The following is an 18,557-nucleotide window of genomic DNA, read 5'->3' as shown; positions in this document are numbered from 1 at the left end:
GACACGGGCTGTGACGGATGTCAACGCGCGTGGTGCGTGTGACAGATGTGAAACCGGCAGTGTGACGCCCCACCGAGCGGGTTCCACCGCGCGGGATGAGATCATGGCAAGGTGACCGACACCTCCCGTTACCCGACCGACTGGCTGACGATCCCCGATCTGGTGGAACTCCTCGACGAGTCCCTGGGGCGCGTGCGCCGGCTCTTCGACGAGGACTACCTCGTGGGCTCACGCCGCGACGGCGTGTTCAAGGTCCCCGCGGTGTTCATCGCCGAGGGGCGTCCGCTGCCGGCTCTGCGCGGCACGATCATCGTCCTGCACGACGCGGGCTTCGACTCCGACGAGACCATCGACTGGCTCCTCACCCCCGAGGAGACCATCGGAATGGCGCCCATCGAGGCGCTCCTGGCCGGTCGCAAGAGCGAGGTGCGGCGGGTCGCCGCGACCCTCGCCTGATCGCCTCCGGCCGCGCGCTGAGCCGGCCGGCGGGTTCGCACCGCCCCGTCGAGTCGTGCGTCCTCGCACCGCCCCGTCGAGTCGTGCGTCCTCGCACCGCCCCGTCGAGCCGTGCGTCCTCGCGCGGTCCGTGTACCCGCTCAGGCCGTGCGGTGGGTGGCGGCCGTCGCGAGCGCGCGCAGTTCCACGACCGCCTCGGTGCCCAGCGGCGCGTCGGCGAGGGCGTCATCCGCTCGTCTGGCGTAGTCGGCGATGAGCTCCTCGGTGCGCGCGAGTGCGCCGGTGTCGACGATGGTGCGCTGCAGGATGCGAACCTGCTCGGCATCCAGGGCGGGATCCCCGAGCAGTGCATCGACGTCTCGACGGTCCTCGGCCGAGAGGCCTTCGCGGGCGTAGGCGACCAGGACCGTGCGCTTGCCCTCGCGCAGGTCGTCGCCGACCGGCTTGCCGGTCTCGGCGGTGTCACCGAACACTCCGAGCACGTCGTCGCGCAGCTGGAAGGCCATCCCCACGTCGTGGCCGAAACGGCCCAGTGCGCTCAGCTGCGCCTCGTCGGCACCCGCGAGGGCCGCGCCGATCTGCAGGGGTTGCTGGATGCTGTACCGCGCCGACTTGTACGAGGCGACCCGCAGCGCGCGGTCGGCGTGGGTGTCGTCGGGGTAGACGGTGTAGGCGGATTCTTCGGCCACGTCGAGGAACTGGCCGATCGTGACGTCGCGACGCATGTGTGCGTAGGCGCGTCGGGTCGCGGCGGCGGTCGGGGCGGCGGCGAGGCCCTCTTCGAGCAGGTCGTCGCTCCACGCGACGAGCAGGTCGCCCAGCAGGATCGCGCCGGACCGACCGAAGGCGTCGGAGTCGCCCGTCCACCCGGCTTCGCGGTGGCTGTTCTGCAGGGCGCGGTGCGCGGCCGGCTGCCCGCGGCGCGTGTCGGAGTTGTCCACCAGGTCGTCGTGCACGAGGGCGGCGGCGTGGAAGATCTCGAGCGCCGTCGCCACCGCGAGCGCGGCGGCGTCGAAGCGTCGCTCGCCGCCCGCGACGGAGTGCCATCCGGTCAGGCAGAACCGTGCCCGCAGCCGCTTGCCGCCCCGCAGCGCCGACGCCCCGGAACGGGTGAGCGTCTCGGCCTCCGGACCCAGGGCGGAGGCGTACGATAGCTGTTCGGAGAGGAACTTGTCGAGTCGCTGGGAAACAGCTTCGATCGGTTCCAGGGAGGTCGTCACGGGCCTAGCCTAGTGATCCACGCCGCACGTAGAATCGTTCGCACCACACCATAGAGGGGGATGCATGCCACTCTCCGAACAGGAGCAGCGCCTGCTTGATGAGATGGAGCGCCATCTCATGAGTAACGACACAGATGTCGTCTCCGCTCCCAGTCGCGCCCTCAGCTACCGCAACATCGTCCTCGGCTCGATCCTCGTCCTCGCCGGCCTCGGCGCCCTCGTGGTGGGTGTGTCGATCGGCTTCAACACGGGCTTCCTCGGCATCGCGGTCGGCGTCCTCGGCTTCCTCCTGATGGTGGGCGGTGTCGTCTTCGCCGTCACTCCGACGCGAGGCTCCGCCCCCCTCTCGAAGTCGGCGCCCAGGGCCCGCGCCCCTCGTGCCGCGGGATCGTCGTTCATGGATCGCATGAACGACCGGTGGGACCGCCGTCGCGAAGGCCCCTAAACTTCTGCACCGTTTGTAATAGCACCGGCTCCTCGGAGCCGGTGCTTTTTCGTGCGCCCGGCACCACCCGGCCCTGTTCCGCAGCGCCGCCGAACGGAGGCCTCCTGACGCCGCGCGTCCGTCGCGATGGAGGCGGCGGAATCCCTCCCTTCCCCTCCACCGTGGGCCGCGCGCGCGGGGTCTTCCGCGGAAAGACGCGGCATCGGCCCGGGTCGCGAAGCGCGGTGCACACAGTACACAAGGGAGCCCTCGCCCAGAAGACCCCTCTTTTCGATAGCAAAGTGGAGGGCGGTGGAGTAAAGTGGGGGAAACTTCGCAGGCCGGACGAAGGGGGTGGACGCCCGAATGCTGCTCGGCACGCACACTCCCAAGCTCGACGACAAGGGGCGCGTCATCCTGCCCGCGAAGTTCCGTGACGATCTCGGGGCCGGAGTGGTGATCACCCGGGGGCAGGACCGCTGCCTCTACGTGTTCAGCACCGAGGAGTTCGAGCAAGTGCACGAGCGGATCCGCGAGGCGCCGCTCAGCAACAAGCAGGCCCGCGACTTCCTGCGCATGTTCCTCTCGGGGGCCAGCGCCGAGAAGCCCGACAGCCAGAACCGCATCACCGTCCCGCCGGCGCTGCGTACCTACGCCGGGCTCGGGCGCGAGCTCGTCGTCACGGGTGTCGGAGCGCACGCGGAGATCTGGGACGCGGAGGCGTGGAACTCCTACGCCGAGAGCAACGAAGAGACGTACGCCGAGATGGAGCAGGAGGTGATCCCGGGACTGTTCTGACCCTCCGGCTGTGATGCCCAGCCGCACGCCCTGTCACACTTCCCCGGTGCCAGGTCGATGCGGGTGGGGATCAGAGCCGAAGGATCGGCCCCGATCATCATGGACATCCGCGACATCCACACCCCCGTCCTCCTCGAGCGCTGCGCCGAGCTGCTCGGTCCCGCCCTGCAGAAGCCCGGCTCCGTCTTCGTCGACGGAACGCTCGGCATGGGCGGGCACTCCGAGGCGTTCCTCGACCGCTTCCCGAACGCACGCCTGATCGGCCTCGACCGCGACACCGACGCCCTGCGCATCGCGGGGGAGCGGCTCGCGCGCTTCGGCGACCGCGTCACCCTCGTGCACACGGTGTACGACGGGATCGCCGAGGCCGTGGCCTCCGCCGGCGTCGAGAAGGTCGACGGCATCCTGTTCGACCTCGGGGTGTCGTCGCTGCAGCTCGACGTGGCCGATCGCGGCTTCGCCTACGCGCAGGACGCACCGCTCGACATGCGCATGGACCAGACCCAGGGCGTCACCGCGGCCGAGGTGCTCGCCAGCTACGGCGAGGGCGATCTGCGCCGCATCTTCGAGCGCTACGGCGAGGAGAAGCTCGCCGGACGCTACGCGCGGGCGATCATCGCGGCGCGCGCCGTCGCCCCGCTCGAGCGCTCCGGCCAGCTCGTCGACGTGCTGCAGGCGGCGACCCCCGCGGCCGTTCTGCGCGAGCGCCACCCCGCGAAGCGCGTCTTCCAGGCGCTGCGCATCGAGGTCAACGCCGAACTCGCCGTGCTCGAGCGCACGATCCCGGCCGCCCTGAGCGTGCTGGGGGTCGGCGGGCGCATCGTCGTGCTGTCGTACCAGTCGCTCGAGGACCGGCTCGTGAAGCGCGTCTTCGCCGACGCCTCGACCTCGACCGCCCCGCGTGGCCTGCCCGTGGAGCTGCCCGAGCATGCCCCGAAGTTCCGGCTGCTCGTCCGCGGCGCCGAGCTCGCCGGCGACGCCGAGCGCGTAGCCAACCCCCGTGCCACCCCCGTGCGCCTGCGCGCGGCCGAGAGGATCCAGGAGGACGCATGAGCGCATCCCCGGCCATCGACCCCCGGGCCGCCTATCCGGACTTTCCGACGCCCGTCCGTGAGAGGCGACTCGCCGTCGTCCCCGCGACGGCCCGTCGGCGCGCGCCCCGCCGCCTGTTCGGCGTCATCGCGGTGACCGGCGCCCTGGTCATCGTGCTCGTGCAGATGGGACTCGGCATCCTCACCACGCAGAGTTCGTTCGAGATCGCCGCCCTCACGCAGCAGCAGCGCGACCTGACGTACCAGAAGCAGATCCTGAACGACGAGAGCGCCGGACTCAGCTCGCCCCAGTACCTCGCGGCCAACGCGGCGGCGCTCGGCATGGTCATCGACGAATCGCCCACCTACCTGCGGCTGAGCGACGGTGCCGTCATCGGCTCGGGCAAGCCGGCCGACTCGACCTCCTCGGTGGATGCCATGGGCCGCGGCTCCGTGCGCAACGCCCTGATCGCCGGGGTGCCGCTGGTCACCGACCCCTCGGCGGCGACGACCGAGACCGGCTCCGCGGCGACGCCCGCGACCGCCTCCTCCTCCTCGGGCGCGGCGACCACGACGACCGAATCGGCGACACCCCCGTCGATCAGCGACGGTCTGCCGACTCCCGCGACACGATGAAAGCCATGACGACCACCACCTCCCGGTCCCCGCGGCGTCGGACCGTCGTCGCCCTTTCGATCGTGCTGATCGTGCTCGTCGCCTTCGTCGTGCGCCTCGTCGACATCCAGGTCGTCAACGCCCGGACGCACGTGAGCGACTCCCTCGCGATGGGACTGGAGAACTCGCGCGTCGAGTACGCCTCCCGCGGGTCGATCGTCGACGAGAACGGCGTCGTGCTCGCCTCCGCGGTCAACCGCTACGACGTGCAGGTCGACCCGATGCTCGCCGCGAAGGGCATCACCACCGTCGACGCGGGAAGCGACGACGACTCGGGGACCACCACCGGCTGGCCCGAGCTCGCCGCGCAGATCGCGGCCGTCACCGGACAGGATGCCGCCGAGGTCGAGAAGATCGTCACGGATGCCGTGGCCGAGAACCCCGACTCCCGCTACGCGATGATCGCGAAGAACGTCTCGACCGAGCAGTACCGCGCCCTCGCGGATCTCAAGCTGCCGTTCCTGAGCTTCCCCCCGCAGTCGGGGCGCGTCTACCCGGACGGTGCCGTGGGCGGGAATCTCCTGGGCTTCGTCGGCAGTGACGGACAACCGCTCGCCGGTCTGGAGAACGCCGACAACGCCTGCCTCGCCTCCACCGACGGCAAGGTCGTCTTCCAGCAGAGCCGCGACGGCGTCGTGCTGCCCGGTACCGAGGTCGTCACCCAGCCCGCCGTGGACGGCGGCACCCTGAAGCTCACGATCGACCGCGACCTGCAGTGGTACCTCGGCCAGCTCATCGCGGAGCAGGTGCAGAACACCGGATCGCTGCGGGGGACGATCACCGTCGTCGAAGCGAAGACGGGCAAGATCCGCGCCCTCGCCGAGTACCCCTCGGTCGATCCCAACGACCCGACCGCGACCCCCGCGGACGACCGGGGGAGCCGTGCGTTCTCGAGCCCGTTCGAGCCGGGGTCGACGTTCAAGGCGCTCACCACGGCGATCGGCCTGGACAGCGGCTCGTACACTCCGGAGACCACCGTCACCGCTTCCTCGCGCGAGGTGCTGGGCGGCGACGCCCGCGTGTCCGACGCCTTCTCGCACGGCGCGAACACCTACACGCCGACGGGGGTGCTGATCGACTCCTCGAACGTCGGCATCTCGAAGTTCGCCGAGATGATCCCGAAGCAGACGCGCTACGACTACCTGCAGAAGTTCGGTATGGGCTCGCTCAGCGCAATCGACTTCCCCGGCGAGTCGGCCGGCATCCTGCACCCGGTCGGGGACTGGGACACGCAGACCTTCTACAACACCGCCTTCGGTCAGGGTCTGTCGGTGACCGTTCCGCAGCTCGTCGGGGCGTACCAGACCATCGCGAACGGCGGCGTGAAGATCCCGCTCTCGCTGGTGGAGGGCTGCACCGCGGCCGACGGCTCCGTCACCGACACCCCCTCCACCGAGGGGACGCAGGTCATCTCCACCGCGACGGCGAAGGAGGTCGGGCTCATGCTGGAGAACGTCGCCACCCAGGGAGAGCTGGCGAGCAAGATCGCCATCCCGGGGTATCGCCTCGCGATCAAGACCGGAACCGGCGAGAAGGTCGACGAGAACACCGGTGCCTACAAGCCCGATGCGTACTTCACCACGATGATCGGTTTCGCCCCCGCCGACGACCCGCAGTACGTCGTCGCGGTCAACCTCGACGAACCGCGGACGGTAAAATCGTCCGCGGCCACCGCCCCCGCGTTCCAGAAGGCGATGACGCAGGTTCTCAAGACCTACCGCGTCATCCCGTCGGGAACCACGACCCCCGAACTGCCCAAGTTCGGCTGAGACACCGCCGACGCCGGTCTCGTCTCGGTAACGAATGCGACACGGAAAGGGCGTCCGCACAGCAATGATCTCCACCAGCCTCTCCCACCTCGCCGGCGTGCTCGGCGGGCGCCTCGTGCTCCGCCGCGACGACACCCCCGACACGACCGTCTCCGGTCCGGTCGACACCGATTCGCGCCTCATCGAGCCCGACGGGATCTTCGTCGCCAAGCCCGGGGAGACGACCGACGGTCACCTCTTCGTCGGCACGGCGATCGAGAGGGGCGCCGCTCTGGCGATCGTGGAACGCGAGCTCGCCGAGGAGGTGAGCCAGGTCGTCGTCGACGACGTCATCGAGGCCCTCGCCGCCCTCGCGCGCGACAACGTCGCCCGGGTCCGCGCCGCCGGCGCTCTGAAGATCGTGGGCATCACCGGATCGAACGGCAAGACGACGACCAAGAACATGCTCGCGCGCATCCTCGAGGACGAGGGCCCCACCGTCGCCCCGCGTGCGTCGTTCAACAACGAGGTCGGCGCTCCGCTGACGATGCTGCGCGTCGAGGACGACACCCGTTTCCTCGTCAGCGAGTTCGGCGCGAGCGCCCCCGGTGCGATCGCGCGGCTCGCGGGCCTGGTGACCCCCGACATCGGCGTCGTCCTCATGGTCGGCATGGCCCACGCGGGCGGGTTCGGCGGCATCGAGTCGACGTTCCACGCCAAGAGCGAGCTCGTGACGGCCACCCGGGAGGGCGGGCTCGCCGTGCTCAACGCCGACGACCCGCGCGTCGCGGCGATGGAGCCGATCGCGCGCGAGCGCGGGCAGGATGTCCGGTGGTTCGGCCGCGGCGAGCGGGCCGTCGTGCGCGCCCTCGACGTCGAGGTCACGGCATCGGGGACCCGGGCCGATCTCGTGGTCGACGGACAGGCGCACACCCTCACCCTGCGGGTGCTCGGCGAGCACCACGTCATGAACGCCCTCGCCGCGATCGCCGCCGCCACCGCCCTGGGCGTCTCGGCGGCCGACGCGATCGCGCGCGTGGAGACGCTCGAGATCGCGGAGCGCTGGCGCATGCAGCCGATGGGCTCCGACCGGGTGCGCATCATCAACGACGCCTACAACGCCAGCCCCGACTCGATGTCCGCGGCGCTGCGCACCCTCGCGCAGATCACCGGCCCCGACGAACGCACCGTCGCCGTCCTCGGCGCGATGAGCGAGCTGGGGGAGTACGCCGACGAGGAGCACGACCGGGTCGGTCTTCTCGCCGTGCGCCTGCGCATCCAGCGGATCGTCGTCATCGGTCCCGAGGCGCGCCGCATGTACCTCGAGGCGATCGCGCAGGGGTCGTGGGACGGCGAGGCCGTCTTCTTCGCCGACGCCGACGCCGCGTACGACTACCTCTCGACCGAGCTGCGCGACGGCGACCGCGTCCTGGTGAAGTCGTCCAACTCGGCGGGGCTGCGCCACCTCGGCGATCGACTCGGGGAGCTGTTCGCGTGAGATCACTTCTGACGTCGGCGGCGATCTCGCTCGCCTTCACCCTCTTCCTCACCCCGGTGTTCCTGCGGTGGTTCCGCAAGTGGGGCTGGGGCCAGGTCATCCGCACGCCCGAGAACGTGCACAACCCCTCGCACGGCGCCAAACGCGGCACGCCCACCATGGGTGGCACGATCTTCATCTCCGGCACGATCGTGGGCTACTTCATCGGCTCCTACGCCGGCAACAACCCGCCCACCGTCTCCGGGCTTCTCGTGCTGTGGCTCATGCTCGGCTTCGGCGTCGTGGGCTTCATCGACGACTACATGAAGGTGCGCCACCAGAACAGCCTCGGCCTGTCGGGGTGGCGCAAGATCCTCGGCCAGGTGCTGGTCGTGGTGCCCTTCGCGATCGTCGCGTTGAACTTTCCGAACACGTTCGGTCAGACGGCCGCGTCGGAGTACATCTCCGTCTTCCGCGACATCCAGGTGCTCTCGCTGTTCGCGCTGGGCCCGGTCCTCGGCTGGCTGCTCTACCTCGCGTGGATCTCGCTCATCGGCACCGCGGCATCCAACTCGGTCAACGTCGCCGATGGACTCGACGGCCTCGCCGCGGGCTCGGGCATCTTCGTCGTCGGCGCGTACAGCCTCATGGCCTTCTGGCAGAACAAGCAGATGTGCGCCGACGTGCTCGATCCGACCGTGCAGGCCGGATGCTACGCCGTGCGCGACCCGTTCGACCTCGCCATCGTGTCGGCCTCCTTCGTGGGGGCGCTCGTCGGATTCCTGTGGTGGAACGCCCCGAAGGCCAAGGTCTTCATGGGCGACTGCGGGTCGATGGCCATCGGCGGCGTCATCGCGGCGCTGGCGATCTTCACCCGCACCGAGCTGCTGCTCGTGCTCATCGCGGGCGTCTACGTGATCGCGTCGGGCTCGGTGATCCTCCAGCGGGCCTACTTCAAGATCACCAAGGGCAAGAGGCTCTTCCTCATGAGCCCCTTGCACCATCACCTCGAGATGCGGGGGTGGCCCGAGGTCACCATCGTCGTGCGCATGTGGATCATCGCGGGCCTGCTCGCCGTCTCGGGCATCGGATTCTTCTACGTCGAATGGCTCGCACGCGTATGACCGACCTCTCCTCCCTCACCAGCTGGCACGCCGACTGGAAGGGCCTGCGCGTTGCCGTGCTGGGCCTGTCGGTGACGGGGTTCTCCGTCGCCGACACCCTCTCCGAGTTGGGCGCCGAGGTGCTCGTGGTGACCGAACGGGCGGATGCCGAGTACGGTCGCCTCCTGCCGGTCCTGGGCGTGCGCCTGCACGAGGGGCCGCTCGACGCGGTCCCGGCCGAGCTGAGCGCCTTCGCACCCGAGGTGGTCATCGCCTCCCCGGGCTTCCCGCCGCACCACCCCCTGATCCGCTGGACGCAGGAACAGGGCATCGCCCTGTGGGGCGACGTGGAGCTGGCGTGGCGCGTGCGCGACAAGGTCGTCCGAGCCGACGGGCGACCGGCCGACTGGGTGCTCATCACCGGCACGAACGGAAAGACCACCACCACGCGCCTGACCGCCGAGATGCTGGTCACGGCGGGTCTGCGCGCAGCTCCCGTGGGCAACATCGGCACCCCGGTGCTCGATGCCGTGCGCGATCCGGGCGGCTTCGACGCGATCGTGGTCGAGCTCTCCAGCCACCAGCTCTGGTACCTCAACCTCCAGGCCGGCCCCGATGCGCTCTCGCCCCACGCGGCGGTGTGCCTCAATCTCGCCGACGACCATCTCGAATGGCACGGCGGCGCCGACGCGTACCGCGACGCCAAGGCCGGCGTCTACGCGCGCACCCGCGTGGCCTGCGTGTACAACAAGGCCGACGTCGCCACCCGCGGCATGGTCGAAGACGCCGAAGTGGTCGAGGGCGCCCGTGCGATCGGCTTCGACCTCGGCGTGCCGGGACCGAGCGATCTCGGGGTCGTCGACGGCATCCTGGTGGACCGGGCCTTCCTCGAAGAGCGCGCGACCTCGGCCCTCGAGCTCACGACCGTCACCGACCTGGCGGCTCGGGGACTCGCGGCACCGCACATGGTCGCCAACATCCTCGCGGCATCCGCCCTGGCCCGATCCCTCGGCGTCACCCCGGCGCACATCTTCGACACCCTCGAACGCTTCCGCCTCGACCCGCATCGCATCCAGGTCGTCGGCGCGCACGCCGGCGTGACGTGGGTCGACGACTCCAAGGCGACCAACCCGCACGCGGCGGCGTCGTCGCTGGCCGCCTATCCCGGCGCCGTGTGGGTCGTCGGCGGGCTCCTGAAGGGCGTCGACCTGTCCGATCTCGTGCGCGCGCGCGGAGCCTCCGTGCGCGCCGTGATCGTGATCGGCACCGAGCGCGGCGACATCGTCGCGGCGTTCGCGCGACACGCCCCCGCGGTGCCGCTGTTCGAGGTCGACCACGCCGAGACTGAAGACGTCATGGCGCAGGTCGTCGAACTGGCCGCGGGTGTGGCCCGGGATGGAGACACGGTTCTCCTGGCTCCCGCGGCGGCATCCTTCGACCAATTCGCGTCCTACTCCGACCGCGGCGACCGGTTCGCCGACGCGGTGCGGGCGTGGATCGCCGGCCAGGACGACGGAGCATCTCGACCGACCGACTGAGGGGACCACGCGTGACCACGACGGCACCCCCTCCACGGCAGACGCCGGACGAGCAGCCCGAGCGCAGCGGTCTCATCGCGCGCGTCTCCCTCGGACGGGCGTTCCGCCCGGTCGCGAGCGAGTTCCTGTTGATCGCCTCCGCGGCCCTGCTGCTGACGGGGTTCGGTCTGGTGATGGTCCTGTCGGCCACCTCCGCCCTCGACGGCGGGCAGAGCCCCTTCGACCACGTCATCAAGCAGGGCGTGTTCGCGGTCGTCGGCATCCCGCTGATGTTCGTGCTGAGCCGGGCGCGCATGAGCTTCTGGAAGAAGATCGCGTGGCCCGCGCTGATCCTGGCGACCATGTTCCAGCTGCTCGTCTACGTCCCGGGCCTCGGCATCGCCTCGTACGGCAACCGCAACTGGGTGCAGATCGCCGGTTTCCAGTTCCAGCCCGCCGAGTTCCTCAAGCTCACCCTCGCGCTGTGGATGGGCGCGGTGCTGTACCGCAAGCGGCGATTGCTGACCTCGTGGAAGCACGTCTTCATCCCCGTCGTCCCCGTCTCGGTGCTCGTGATCGGAACCGTGCTGGGCGGCAAGGACCTCGGTACGGTGATGATCCTCGTGCTCGTGGTGCTGGGGGCGCTGTTCTTCGCCGGTATCAAGCTGCGCATGTTCATCGTCCCGGCGGTGCTGGCCATCGCGGTGGTGCTGCTGTCGGCCGTCGGCAGCGAGAACCGCATGGCCCGCATCATGAGCCTGTTCAACCCCGACGACGCCTCCTGCTACTACACCTCGTGCTACCAGTCGCTGCACGGGATCTGGGGGCTCGCCAGCGGGGGACTGCTGGGACTGGGCCTGGGCAACTCGAAGGAGAAGTACGACTGGCTCCCGGCGGCCGCCAACGACTACATCTTCGCCATCATCGGCGAGGAGCTGGGCCTGGTCGGCTGCATCGTGGTGCTCGTGCTGTTCGCGGTCTTCGCCGTCGGCGCCTTCCGCATCATCCGACGGACCGACGACAGCTTCGTGCGCATCGTCGCCGGCGCGATCACCCTGTGGATCGTCGGTCAGGCGCTGGTGAACATCGGCGTGGTGCTGCGCATCTTCCCGGTGCTGGGCGTCCCGCTGCCGTTCATGTCGCAGGGTGGCACGTCTCTGCTGTCGGTGCTCATCGCGTGCGGTGTGCTGCTGTCGTGCGCGCGCACGCTCCCCGACCACCGCGAGGTCGTGGAGTCCCGCTCGAACCGCCGCGCCGCCCCGGCGCGACGTTCCGGCCGCCGCGGCTGAGGGGCACACGACGACACGTCGAGGATCCGGCCCCGTCGGTACCCGGCCCGAGTGGTCGCGGCGAAGCGGTGCCCCCGACCTGGCTAGGGTCGTACGGTGACGACTTACCTCCTCGCCGGCGGCGGTACCGCCGGGCACGTGAACCCCCTCCTCGCGGTCGCCGACGGTCTGCGCGCGCGCGACGCCGCCTCGGAGGTGCTCGTGCTCGGAACCCGCGAGGGCCTCGAGTCGCGCCTGGTCCCGTTGCGCGGGTACGAGCTGCTCACCATCGCGAAGGTCCCCTTCCCGCGGCGGCCCGACCGCGCTGCCGCGGTCTTCCCCGCCCGCTTCCTCCGCGCGGTCGCCGACGTGCGCCGCATGATCCGCCAGCGCGGCGTCGACGCGGTCGTCGGCTTCGGCGGCTACGCGGCGGCGCCCGCGTACATCGCCGCGCGCCGCGAGCGGGTGCCCTTCGTCGTGCACGAAGCCAACGCCAAGCCGGGACTCGCCAACGTCCTGGGCGCCCGCACCGCCGCAGGAGTGGGCGTCGCCTTCGCCGGCACGCCGCTCCGCGGGGCGCGCGAGGTCGGGATGCCGCTGCGTCGCGAGGTCGTCGAGCTCGACGCTCCCGCCCGCCGCGCGGAGGCGGCCGCCCACTTCGGCCTCGACGCCGACCGCCCGACGCTGCTGGTCTTCGGCGGCTCCCTCGGCGCGCTGCGGCTGAACACCGCGTTCGAGGGCGCGTGGCGCGACGTGCTCGACGCCGGGTGGCAGCTGCTCCACGTCACCGGACAGAACTCCGACCTTGCCGACCCGGATGTCGAGGGCTACGCCGTGGTCCGGTACGTCGACCGCATGGACCTCGCGTTCGCCCTCGCCGATCTCGTCGTGTCGCGCTCGGGTGCGGCGACCGTGAGCGAGATCAACGCGCTCGGCATCCCCGCCGTCTACGTGCCCTACGCGGTCGGCAACGGCGAGCAGAGCCTCAACGCCGCCGCGTCCGTGCGCGCCGGGGCGGCGCTGCTCATCCCCGACGCGGAATTCACCCCCGACCGGGTGCGCGCCGAGGTCGTGCCGCTGCTCGCCGACGACGCGCGGCGCACCGCCATGCGCGACGCGGCCGCGCGCACCGGTATCCGCACGGGAACCGAGAACGTCATCGCCATGATCGACGAGGCCCTGGCCCGCTGAGCCCGGCGTCTTGCGCCGGGCGCGACGGGAACGAGGGATGCCGCTCGTCCGAGGCATTCCTCCCAGCGGTGGCGGGGGAACCCCGGCGCCCCGGCCGTGCGGAAGCGGGGTCCGCGCCAGCGCGGCGAGGCCGTTGCGCAGGGAGGGCGACGTAAACTCGCAAGCGCCATGATCAGACCCGACCTGAGCCTCCCCATCCCCGAGACCATCACCTCCGCGCACTTCATCGGCGTGGGGGGATCGGGCATGTCCGGCCTCGCCCGCATGTTCCTCGACCGCGGCATCCGGGTCTCCGGCTCGGACCGGGCCGACAGCGCGGCCCTCCGCGACCTCGCCGCCCGCGGCGCCACCGTCCACGTCGGTCACGACGCCGCGCACCTCGGCGACGCCGACACGGTCGTGCACACCGGGGCGATCTGGCCGGAGAACCCCGAGTTCGTCACCGCGAAGCAGCGCGGCCTGCACGTCATCCACCGGTCCCAGGCGCTGCACTGGCTGATCGGGGGGCGCCGTCTCGTCTCGGTCGCCGGGGCCCACGGCAAGACCACCTCGACCGGCATGATCGTGACCGCCCTGCGCGCCCTCGAGCTCGACCCGACGTTCGTCAACGGCGGCGTGATCGCCGATCTCGGCGCCTCGAGCGGCACCGGCTCCGACGACCTCGTCGTGATCGAGGCCGACGAGTCCGACGGCACGTTCGAGCTCTACGACACCTCCGTCGCCCTCATCACCAACGTCGATCCCGACCACCTCGACCACTACGGTTCGCGCAACGCGTTCGACGCCGCATTCGCCCGTTTCGCGGATGCCGCGAGCGAGGCCGTGGTGATCTCGGCCGACGACCCCGGAGCCCGCGCCGTCCGCGAGCGCATCACGCACGCGAACGTCGTCACCTTCGGCGAGGACGAGAGCGCCGACGTGCGGCTCAGCGGCATCCGGACGGACGGGCCCGTCGCCTTCACGCTGACCGCCGGCGACGAGAGCGTCGAGGTGCGCCTGCGCGTCCCCGGCGCCCACAACGCCGTGAACGCCGCGGGCGCCGTGGCCGTGCTGCGCGTGCTGGGTCATCCCCTCGCCGACGCGGCGCGCGCGGTCGAGGCCTTCGGTGGCACGGTCCGCCGCTTCGAGCTCCACGGCGTCGAGCGCGGCGTCAGCGTCTACGACGATTACGCCCACCACCCGACCGAGGTGGCGGCCGCGCTGTCGGCCGCGCGCACGGTCGTGGGGGAGGGACGCCTGATCGCGATCCAGCAGCCCCACACGTACTCGCGCACGCAGGAGATGTTCCGCGAGTTCGCCGAGGTGCTGGAGTCGCACGCCGACCACACGGTCATGCTCGACGTGTACGGCGCGCGCGAGGACCCCGTACCCGGGGTGACCGGGGAGCTCGTCAGCGGCGCGTTCGCCGACCCCGCGCACGTGCACTACGTTCCCGACTGGCAGGCCGCCGCCGACTACACCGCCGAGATCGCCCGGCCCGGCGACTACGTCATCACCCTCGGCTGCGGCAACGTCTACCAGATCATCCCGCAGGTGCTCGACGCCCTGTCGCGCACGACCACGACGGCACCGGCGGTCTGAGCGTGCGTCGGCCCTCGCCCCTGCCTCCGCCCCCGGAGTCCGAGCGCGCCGCGGCCACGGCCCGGAACCACCGCGGGGCCCCGCGGGAACCGATCGAGGGGGCTCGCGACGACCGCCGTGCTCCGTCGACCGTCGTCGGGGAACACGCGCCGGAGTCCCGGCATCCCGATCCCGATCCCGCGTCCGAGACCGCCCCGGTGCTGCCGCTCGTGCGCCCCGCCGACATCCCGGATGCGGGCCGCAAGCCCGCTCGCGAGGAAGCGGCGACGGATGCCGAGGGCACGAGCCTGCGCGACGTGTGGCGGGCCTCGCGCGCCCGGCGCCGCGCCCTGGCGGCCGAGGTCAAACGCTTCACCGTCCGGCAGCGTCGTCGTCGCCGCGTCTGGATCGGCGTGGGCGCGGCCTTCCTCGTGATGGTGCTCGGCACCGCCGGGGCGGCCTACAGCCCGCTGTTCGCCGTCGAGCGCATCGACGTCGTCGGTACCTCGCAGCTCGACGCCGCCACGGTCGCCGAGGCTCTGAACGCCCAGGTCGGAACGCCGCTGGCGATGGTCGACGACAGTGCGGTTAAGGCCGCCCTCGTGCGCTTCCCGCTCGTGGAGTCGTACACGCTCGAGGCGCGACCGCCGCACGACCTCGTCGTCAACGTCGTCGAGCGCACGCCGATCGGCGCCCTGCAGACCCCGGCCGGCTTCACCGTGGTGGACGCCGCGGGCGTGGCACTGTCGACCACCCCCGACGCGCCGGGGGGTCAGCCCCTGCTCGAGATCAGCGGCGGCACCGGGTCGGCGGCGTTCCACGCGGCCGGCCGTGTCATGCGCGCGCTGCCGGACGCCGTGCGCGCACAGGTCACCGGCGTCTCGGCATCCACCCCCGATGACGTCACGCTCACGCTCGGCGCGACGGGGTCGCGTGTGGTGTGGGGGAGCGCCGACCGGTCTGCCGAGAAGGCGATCGTGCTCGACCGTCTGATGACGCAGAGCCCGCCCGATCGTGCCAAGGAGTACGACGTCACCTCGCCCGAGGCCGGCGTCGTCCGCTGATATTCGACGCGATAACGGAACACGCCGCGTGTCGGCCCGACGGTGCCCCCGGCGCGACCTACCTTCGAGCTAAGGAATTGCATACCGGGCAATTCTTTAACCCTCAACATGAGGTTTAGAGTTTCGGGTTCGGGGACAAACGGAGGCCGGCATGAGCCACAACCAGAACTACCTCGCCGTGATCAAGGTCGTCGGTGTGGGCGGGGGCGGCGTCAACGCCGTCAACCGCATGATCGAGCTCGGCCTGCGCGGGGTGGAGTTCATCGCGATCAACACCGACGCGCAGGCGCTGCTCATGAGCGACGCCGACGTCAAGCTCGACGTGGGCCGTGAGCTCACGCGCGGCCTGGGTGCCGGTGCGGATCCCGAGGTGGGTCGTCGCGCCGCCGAGGACCACGCGGAAGAGATCGAAGAGGCCCTGCGCGGTGCCGACATGGTCTTCGTCACGGCAGGCGAGGGCGGTGGTACGGGTACGGGCGGAGCCCCCGTCGTCGCCAAGATCGCCAAGTCGATCGGCGCCCTGACCATCGGTGTCGTCACCAAGCCCTTCTCGTTCGAGGGTCGTCGTCGTCAGAGCCAGGCCGAGGCCGGCGTCGGGCGTCTGAAGGAAGAGGTCGACACCCTCATCGTCGTCCCCAACGACCGCCTCCTCGAGATCAGCGACCGCGGCATCTCGATGATCGAGGCCTTCGCCACGGCCGACCAGGTGCTCCTCGCCGGTGTGCAGGGCATCACCGACCTCATCACGACCCCGGGTCTCATCAACCTCGACTTCGCCGACGTCAAGTCGGTGATGCAGGGGGCCGGCTCCGCGCTCATGGGCATCGGCTCGTCGAGGGGGGCCGATCGCGCGATCAAGGCCGCCGAGCTCGCGGTGGAATCGCCGCTGCTGGAGGCCTCGATCGAAGGCGCCCACGGCGTGCTGCTGTCGATCCAGGGTGGATCGAACCTCGGCATCTTCGAGATCAACGACGCCGCGCAACTGGTGAAGGAGGCCGCGCACCCCGAGGCCAACATCATCTTCGGTACGGTCATCGACGACACCCTCGGCGACGAGGTGCGCGTCACGGTCATCGCGGCCGGCTTCGACGGGGGAGAGCCCTCCCTGCGCATCGACGCCGTCGGCGCGCAGCGACCGGCCTCGGCGCCCGTCGTCCCGGTGATACCCGCCGACGACGTCGCCCGCGACCTCGACGCCGCCGAAGAGCAGAAGGCCGCAACGGAGCGCGCTCCCGAGCGTCGCCCCGAGCCCGCGCCGGTGACCGCGCGCGTGCCCGAGACCTCCTACGACAACGGCTACGCCGACGACGACCTCGACGTGCCCGACTTCCTGAAGTAAGAGACAGTCCCCGAAAGCGAGCGGGTCCGGTCCCCACCGGGCCCGCTCGCGTCGTCGAAGGAGCACCATGGACACCGCCCTCGCCGACCGGCTCGCCGCCGTCGATGCGCGCATCCACGACGCAGCCCGCGCCGCGAACCGCGATCCCGCCGGCATCACCCGCATCGTGGTGACGAAGTTCCACCCGGCATCCCTCGTCGTCGACCTGTACGACCTGGGGGTGCGCGACGTGGGCGAGAACCGGCAGCAGGAGCTCACCGCGAAGCGCGCGGAGCTGTCCGGCATCCCCGATCTGACCTGGCACTTCATCGGGCAGGCGCAGACGAACAAGGCCCGCGCCGTCCGGGCGGCGGCGGATGCCGTGCACTCGGTCGATCGCGACCGCATCGCCGACGCGCTCGATGCGGCCGGCGGCGACGCGCCGCTCGACGTGCTGTTGCAGGTGAACCTCACCGACGACACCGGCCGGGGAGGGGTCGCCCCCGCCGGGGTGGAGGCGCTGGCGACGCACGTGGCCGGTCTGCCGAGCCTGCGTCTGCGCGGGGTCATGGCGGTCGCTCCGCTCGACGAGGAGCCCGCGCGCGCTTTCGAGCGGCTCCGTCGGTCGGCCGACGCGGTCCGCACCGTCGTCTCGGATGCCGCGTGGATCTCGGCAGGGATGACGGGCGATTTCCCGGAAGCGATCGCGATGGGCGCGACACACCTGCGGATCGGCTCGGCAATCACGGGCCCGAGGCCCGTGCGCGACTAGCCTCGGACCAGACGATCGAACGGAGGATGCGATGTCGAACCCGCTGAAGAAGACGATGGTGTACCTGGGCCTCGCCGATGAGGAAGAGACCTACGAGGAGACGGCGCCGCAGCCCATCGCGCGCAAGCAGACGGCACCCGCCGCCGCTCCCGTCGAGAAGGCCGCTCCGGTGACCCCGCTGCACCGCCCCGCCGTGGTGCGTCAGCCCTCGGCCGGTCCCGTCAGCGAGATCCTGACGGTGCACCCCAAGCAGTACCGCGACGCCCAGACGATCGCGGAGAATTTCCGCGAGGGCATCCCGGTCATCATCAACCTGTCGCAGATGAGCGACGCCGACGCGCGTCGCCTGATCGACTTCGCGAGCGGACTCTCGCTCGGGCTGTACGGTCGCATCGAGCGGGTGACGAGCAAGGTCTTCCTGCTCTCGCCCGAGAACATCGCCGTCTCCGGCGACGGTGCGATCGCGCAGGCCGACCCCGAGGCTGCGCCGTTCGCGTCCCAGTAAGCGATCGTGGCCGTCCTGAGCCTGGTCGGCTCCATCCTCAGCGCGCTGCTGTTCATCTACATCGTGCTGCTGCTCGCGCGCCTCGTGCTCGAGTACATCCCGATGTTCAACCGGGAGTGGCGTCCGCGCGGTGCCACCCTCGTGTTGGCTGAGATCGTCTACACCGTGACGGATCCGCCCATCAAGCTGGTCCGCCGCATCATCCCACCCCTGCGCATCGGGGGGATCGCGATCGATTTCGGATTCGCGATCGTCATGTTCGTCTGCTTCATGCTGCTGAGCGTGACGCGGTCCCTCGCGCCCGCGTGACCTCCCGCCGCCGTCCTCTCGACAGTGCCCTTCGACACTGACGGAGGGCGGCGGCTATGCTGTTCCGAAGCGGTACGCCCCGGTGCGACACCCCCAACAGTTCCGAATCAGAGCTCTCGAA

At 70.8% G+C, this 18,557-nt stretch carries 18 protein-coding genes; 17 read left to right on the top strand and 1 reads right to left on the bottom strand.

The window, feature by feature from the left end:
- The first annotated feature begins 111 nt into the window (after nucleotides 1–111).
- Nucleotides 112–456: an Rv2175c family DNA-binding protein gene (locus AB0230_RS00535; protein ID WP_366373342.1), complete on the top strand. Its 345-nt coding sequence runs from the start codon at nucleotides 112–114 to the stop codon at nucleotides 454–456.
- Nucleotides 457–596: 140 nt separating this feature from the next.
- Here AB0230_RS00535 and AB0230_RS00530 read toward each other — a convergent pair whose 3' ends face one another.
- Nucleotides 597–1,676, bottom strand: a complete 1,080-nt coding sequence (locus tag AB0230_RS00530; protein ID WP_315992989.1) for a polyprenyl synthetase family protein — start codon at nucleotides 1,674–1,676, stop codon at nucleotides 597–599.
- A gap of 64 nt (nucleotides 1,677–1,740) precedes the next feature.
- On the opposite strand from AB0230_RS00530, the gene AB0230_RS00525 reads away from it, so the two are divergent.
- The 16 genes from AB0230_RS00525 to AB0230_RS00450 all read left to right on the top strand — a co-directional run bounded on the left by AB0230_RS00525 (nucleotide 1,741) and on the right by AB0230_RS00450 (nucleotide 18,436).
- Nucleotides 1,741–2,121, top strand: a complete 381-nt coding sequence (locus AB0230_RS00525) for a DUF3040 domain-containing protein (protein WP_315992988.1) — start codon at nucleotides 1,741–1,743, stop codon at nucleotides 2,119–2,121.
- A gap of 345 nt (nucleotides 2,122–2,466) precedes the next feature.
- Nucleotides 2,467–2,898 (top strand): division/cell wall cluster transcriptional repressor MraZ, encoded by a 432-nt coding sequence (gene mraZ / locus AB0230_RS00520; protein ID WP_366374498.1) that lies wholly within the window; start codon nucleotides 2,467–2,469, stop codon nucleotides 2,896–2,898.
- Between the two features lie 99 nt (nucleotides 2,899–2,997).
- A complete protein-coding gene (gene rsmH, locus AB0230_RS00515) occupies nucleotides 2,998–3,951 on the top strand; it encodes a 16S rRNA (cytosine(1402)-N(4))-methyltransferase RsmH (protein WP_315992987.1) in 954 nt (317 codons plus the stop codon).
- A complete protein-coding gene (locus AB0230_RS00510) occupies nucleotides 3,948–4,565 on the top strand; it encodes a hypothetical protein (protein WP_363392425.1) in 618 nt (205 codons plus the stop codon). The genes rsmH and AB0230_RS00510 overlap by 4 nt, the downstream gene beginning before the upstream one ends.
- 5 nt (nucleotides 4,566–4,570) lie before the next feature.
- Nucleotides 4,571–6,373 (top strand): penicillin-binding protein 2, encoded by a 1,803-nt coding sequence (locus AB0230_RS00505; RefSeq protein WP_315992985.1) that lies wholly within the window; start codon nucleotides 4,571–4,573, stop codon nucleotides 6,371–6,373.
- Between the two features lie 64 nt (nucleotides 6,374–6,437).
- Nucleotides 6,438–7,850 (top strand): UDP-N-acetylmuramoyl-tripeptide--D-alanyl-D-alanine ligase, encoded by a 1,413-nt coding sequence (gene murF, locus AB0230_RS00500; protein WP_366373338.1) that lies wholly within the window; start codon nucleotides 6,438–6,440, stop codon nucleotides 7,848–7,850.
- Complete coding sequence (mraY, locus tag AB0230_RS00495; RefSeq protein ID WP_315992983.1) at nucleotides 7,847–8,953, top strand: phospho-N-acetylmuramoyl-pentapeptide-transferase; 1,107 nt, start codon at nucleotides 7,847–7,849, stop codon at nucleotides 8,951–8,953. Before murF ends, mraY begins: the two co-directional genes overlap by 4 nt.
- Nucleotides 8,950–10,470 (top strand): UDP-N-acetylmuramoyl-L-alanine--D-glutamate ligase, encoded by a 1,521-nt coding sequence (gene murD, locus AB0230_RS00490; protein WP_366373336.1) that lies wholly within the window; start codon nucleotides 8,950–8,952, stop codon nucleotides 10,468–10,470. Before mraY ends, murD begins: the two co-directional genes overlap by 4 nt.
- Before the next feature lie 11 nt (nucleotides 10,471–10,481).
- Nucleotides 10,482–11,738 carry a putative lipid II flippase FtsW gene (gene ftsW, locus AB0230_RS00485; RefSeq protein WP_315992982.1) on the top strand — a complete coding sequence of 419 codons (1,257 nt, stop codon included), beginning with the start codon at nucleotides 10,482–10,484 and terminating at the stop codon, nucleotides 11,736–11,738.
- A 96-nt stretch (nucleotides 11,739–11,834) separates the two neighbouring features.
- The gene (locus AB0230_RS00480) at nucleotides 11,835–12,908 is read left to right on the top strand and encodes a UDP-N-acetylglucosamine--N-acetylmuramyl-(pentapeptide) pyrophosphoryl-undecaprenol N-acetylglucosamine transferase (RefSeq protein ID WP_366373333.1); all 1,074 of its coding nucleotides are present in this window, start codon (nucleotides 11,835–11,837) and stop codon (nucleotides 12,906–12,908) included.
- A 168-nt stretch (nucleotides 12,909–13,076) separates the two neighbouring features.
- Complete coding sequence (gene murC, locus AB0230_RS00475; RefSeq protein ID WP_366373331.1) at nucleotides 13,077–14,489, top strand: UDP-N-acetylmuramate--L-alanine ligase; 1,413 nt, start codon at nucleotides 13,077–13,079, stop codon at nucleotides 14,487–14,489.
- Nucleotides 14,490–14,686: 197 nt separating this feature from the next.
- Nucleotides 14,687–15,532: an FtsQ-type POTRA domain-containing protein gene (locus AB0230_RS00470; RefSeq protein ID WP_366373329.1), complete on the top strand. Its 846-nt coding sequence runs from the start codon at nucleotides 14,687–14,689 to the stop codon at nucleotides 15,530–15,532.
- 151 nt (nucleotides 15,533–15,683) lie between these two features.
- A complete protein-coding gene (ftsZ, locus tag AB0230_RS00465) occupies nucleotides 15,684–16,871 on the top strand; it encodes a cell division protein FtsZ (protein ID WP_076674902.1) in 1,188 nt (395 codons plus the stop codon).
- A 67-nt stretch (nucleotides 16,872–16,938) separates the two neighbouring features.
- Nucleotides 16,939–17,622, top strand: coding sequence for a YggS family pyridoxal phosphate-dependent enzyme (locus AB0230_RS00460; RefSeq protein ID WP_315992978.1), 684 nt, complete (start codon nucleotides 16,939–16,941; stop codon nucleotides 17,620–17,622).
- Between the two features lie 31 nt (nucleotides 17,623–17,653).
- The gene (gene sepF, locus AB0230_RS00455) at nucleotides 17,654–18,127 is read left to right on the top strand and encodes a cell division protein SepF (protein ID WP_363392409.1); all 474 of its coding nucleotides are present in this window, start codon (nucleotides 17,654–17,656) and stop codon (nucleotides 18,125–18,127) included.
- 6 nt (nucleotides 18,128–18,133) lie between these two features.
- The gene (locus AB0230_RS00450) at nucleotides 18,134–18,436 is read left to right on the top strand and encodes a YggT family protein (RefSeq protein WP_366373326.1); all 303 of its coding nucleotides are present in this window, start codon (nucleotides 18,134–18,136) and stop codon (nucleotides 18,434–18,436) included.
- The last annotated feature ends 121 nt before the right edge of the window (nucleotides 18,437–18,557 follow it).

It is taken from the genome of Microbacterium sp. NPDC089190, assembly GCF_040701795.1.
GTDB lineage: Bacteria > Actinomycetota > Actinomycetes > Actinomycetales > Microbacteriaceae > Microbacterium > Microbacterium galbum.
The sequence above is the reverse complement of the archived record's forward strand: the minus strand, read 5'-3'. Positions and strand labels throughout refer to the sequence as shown.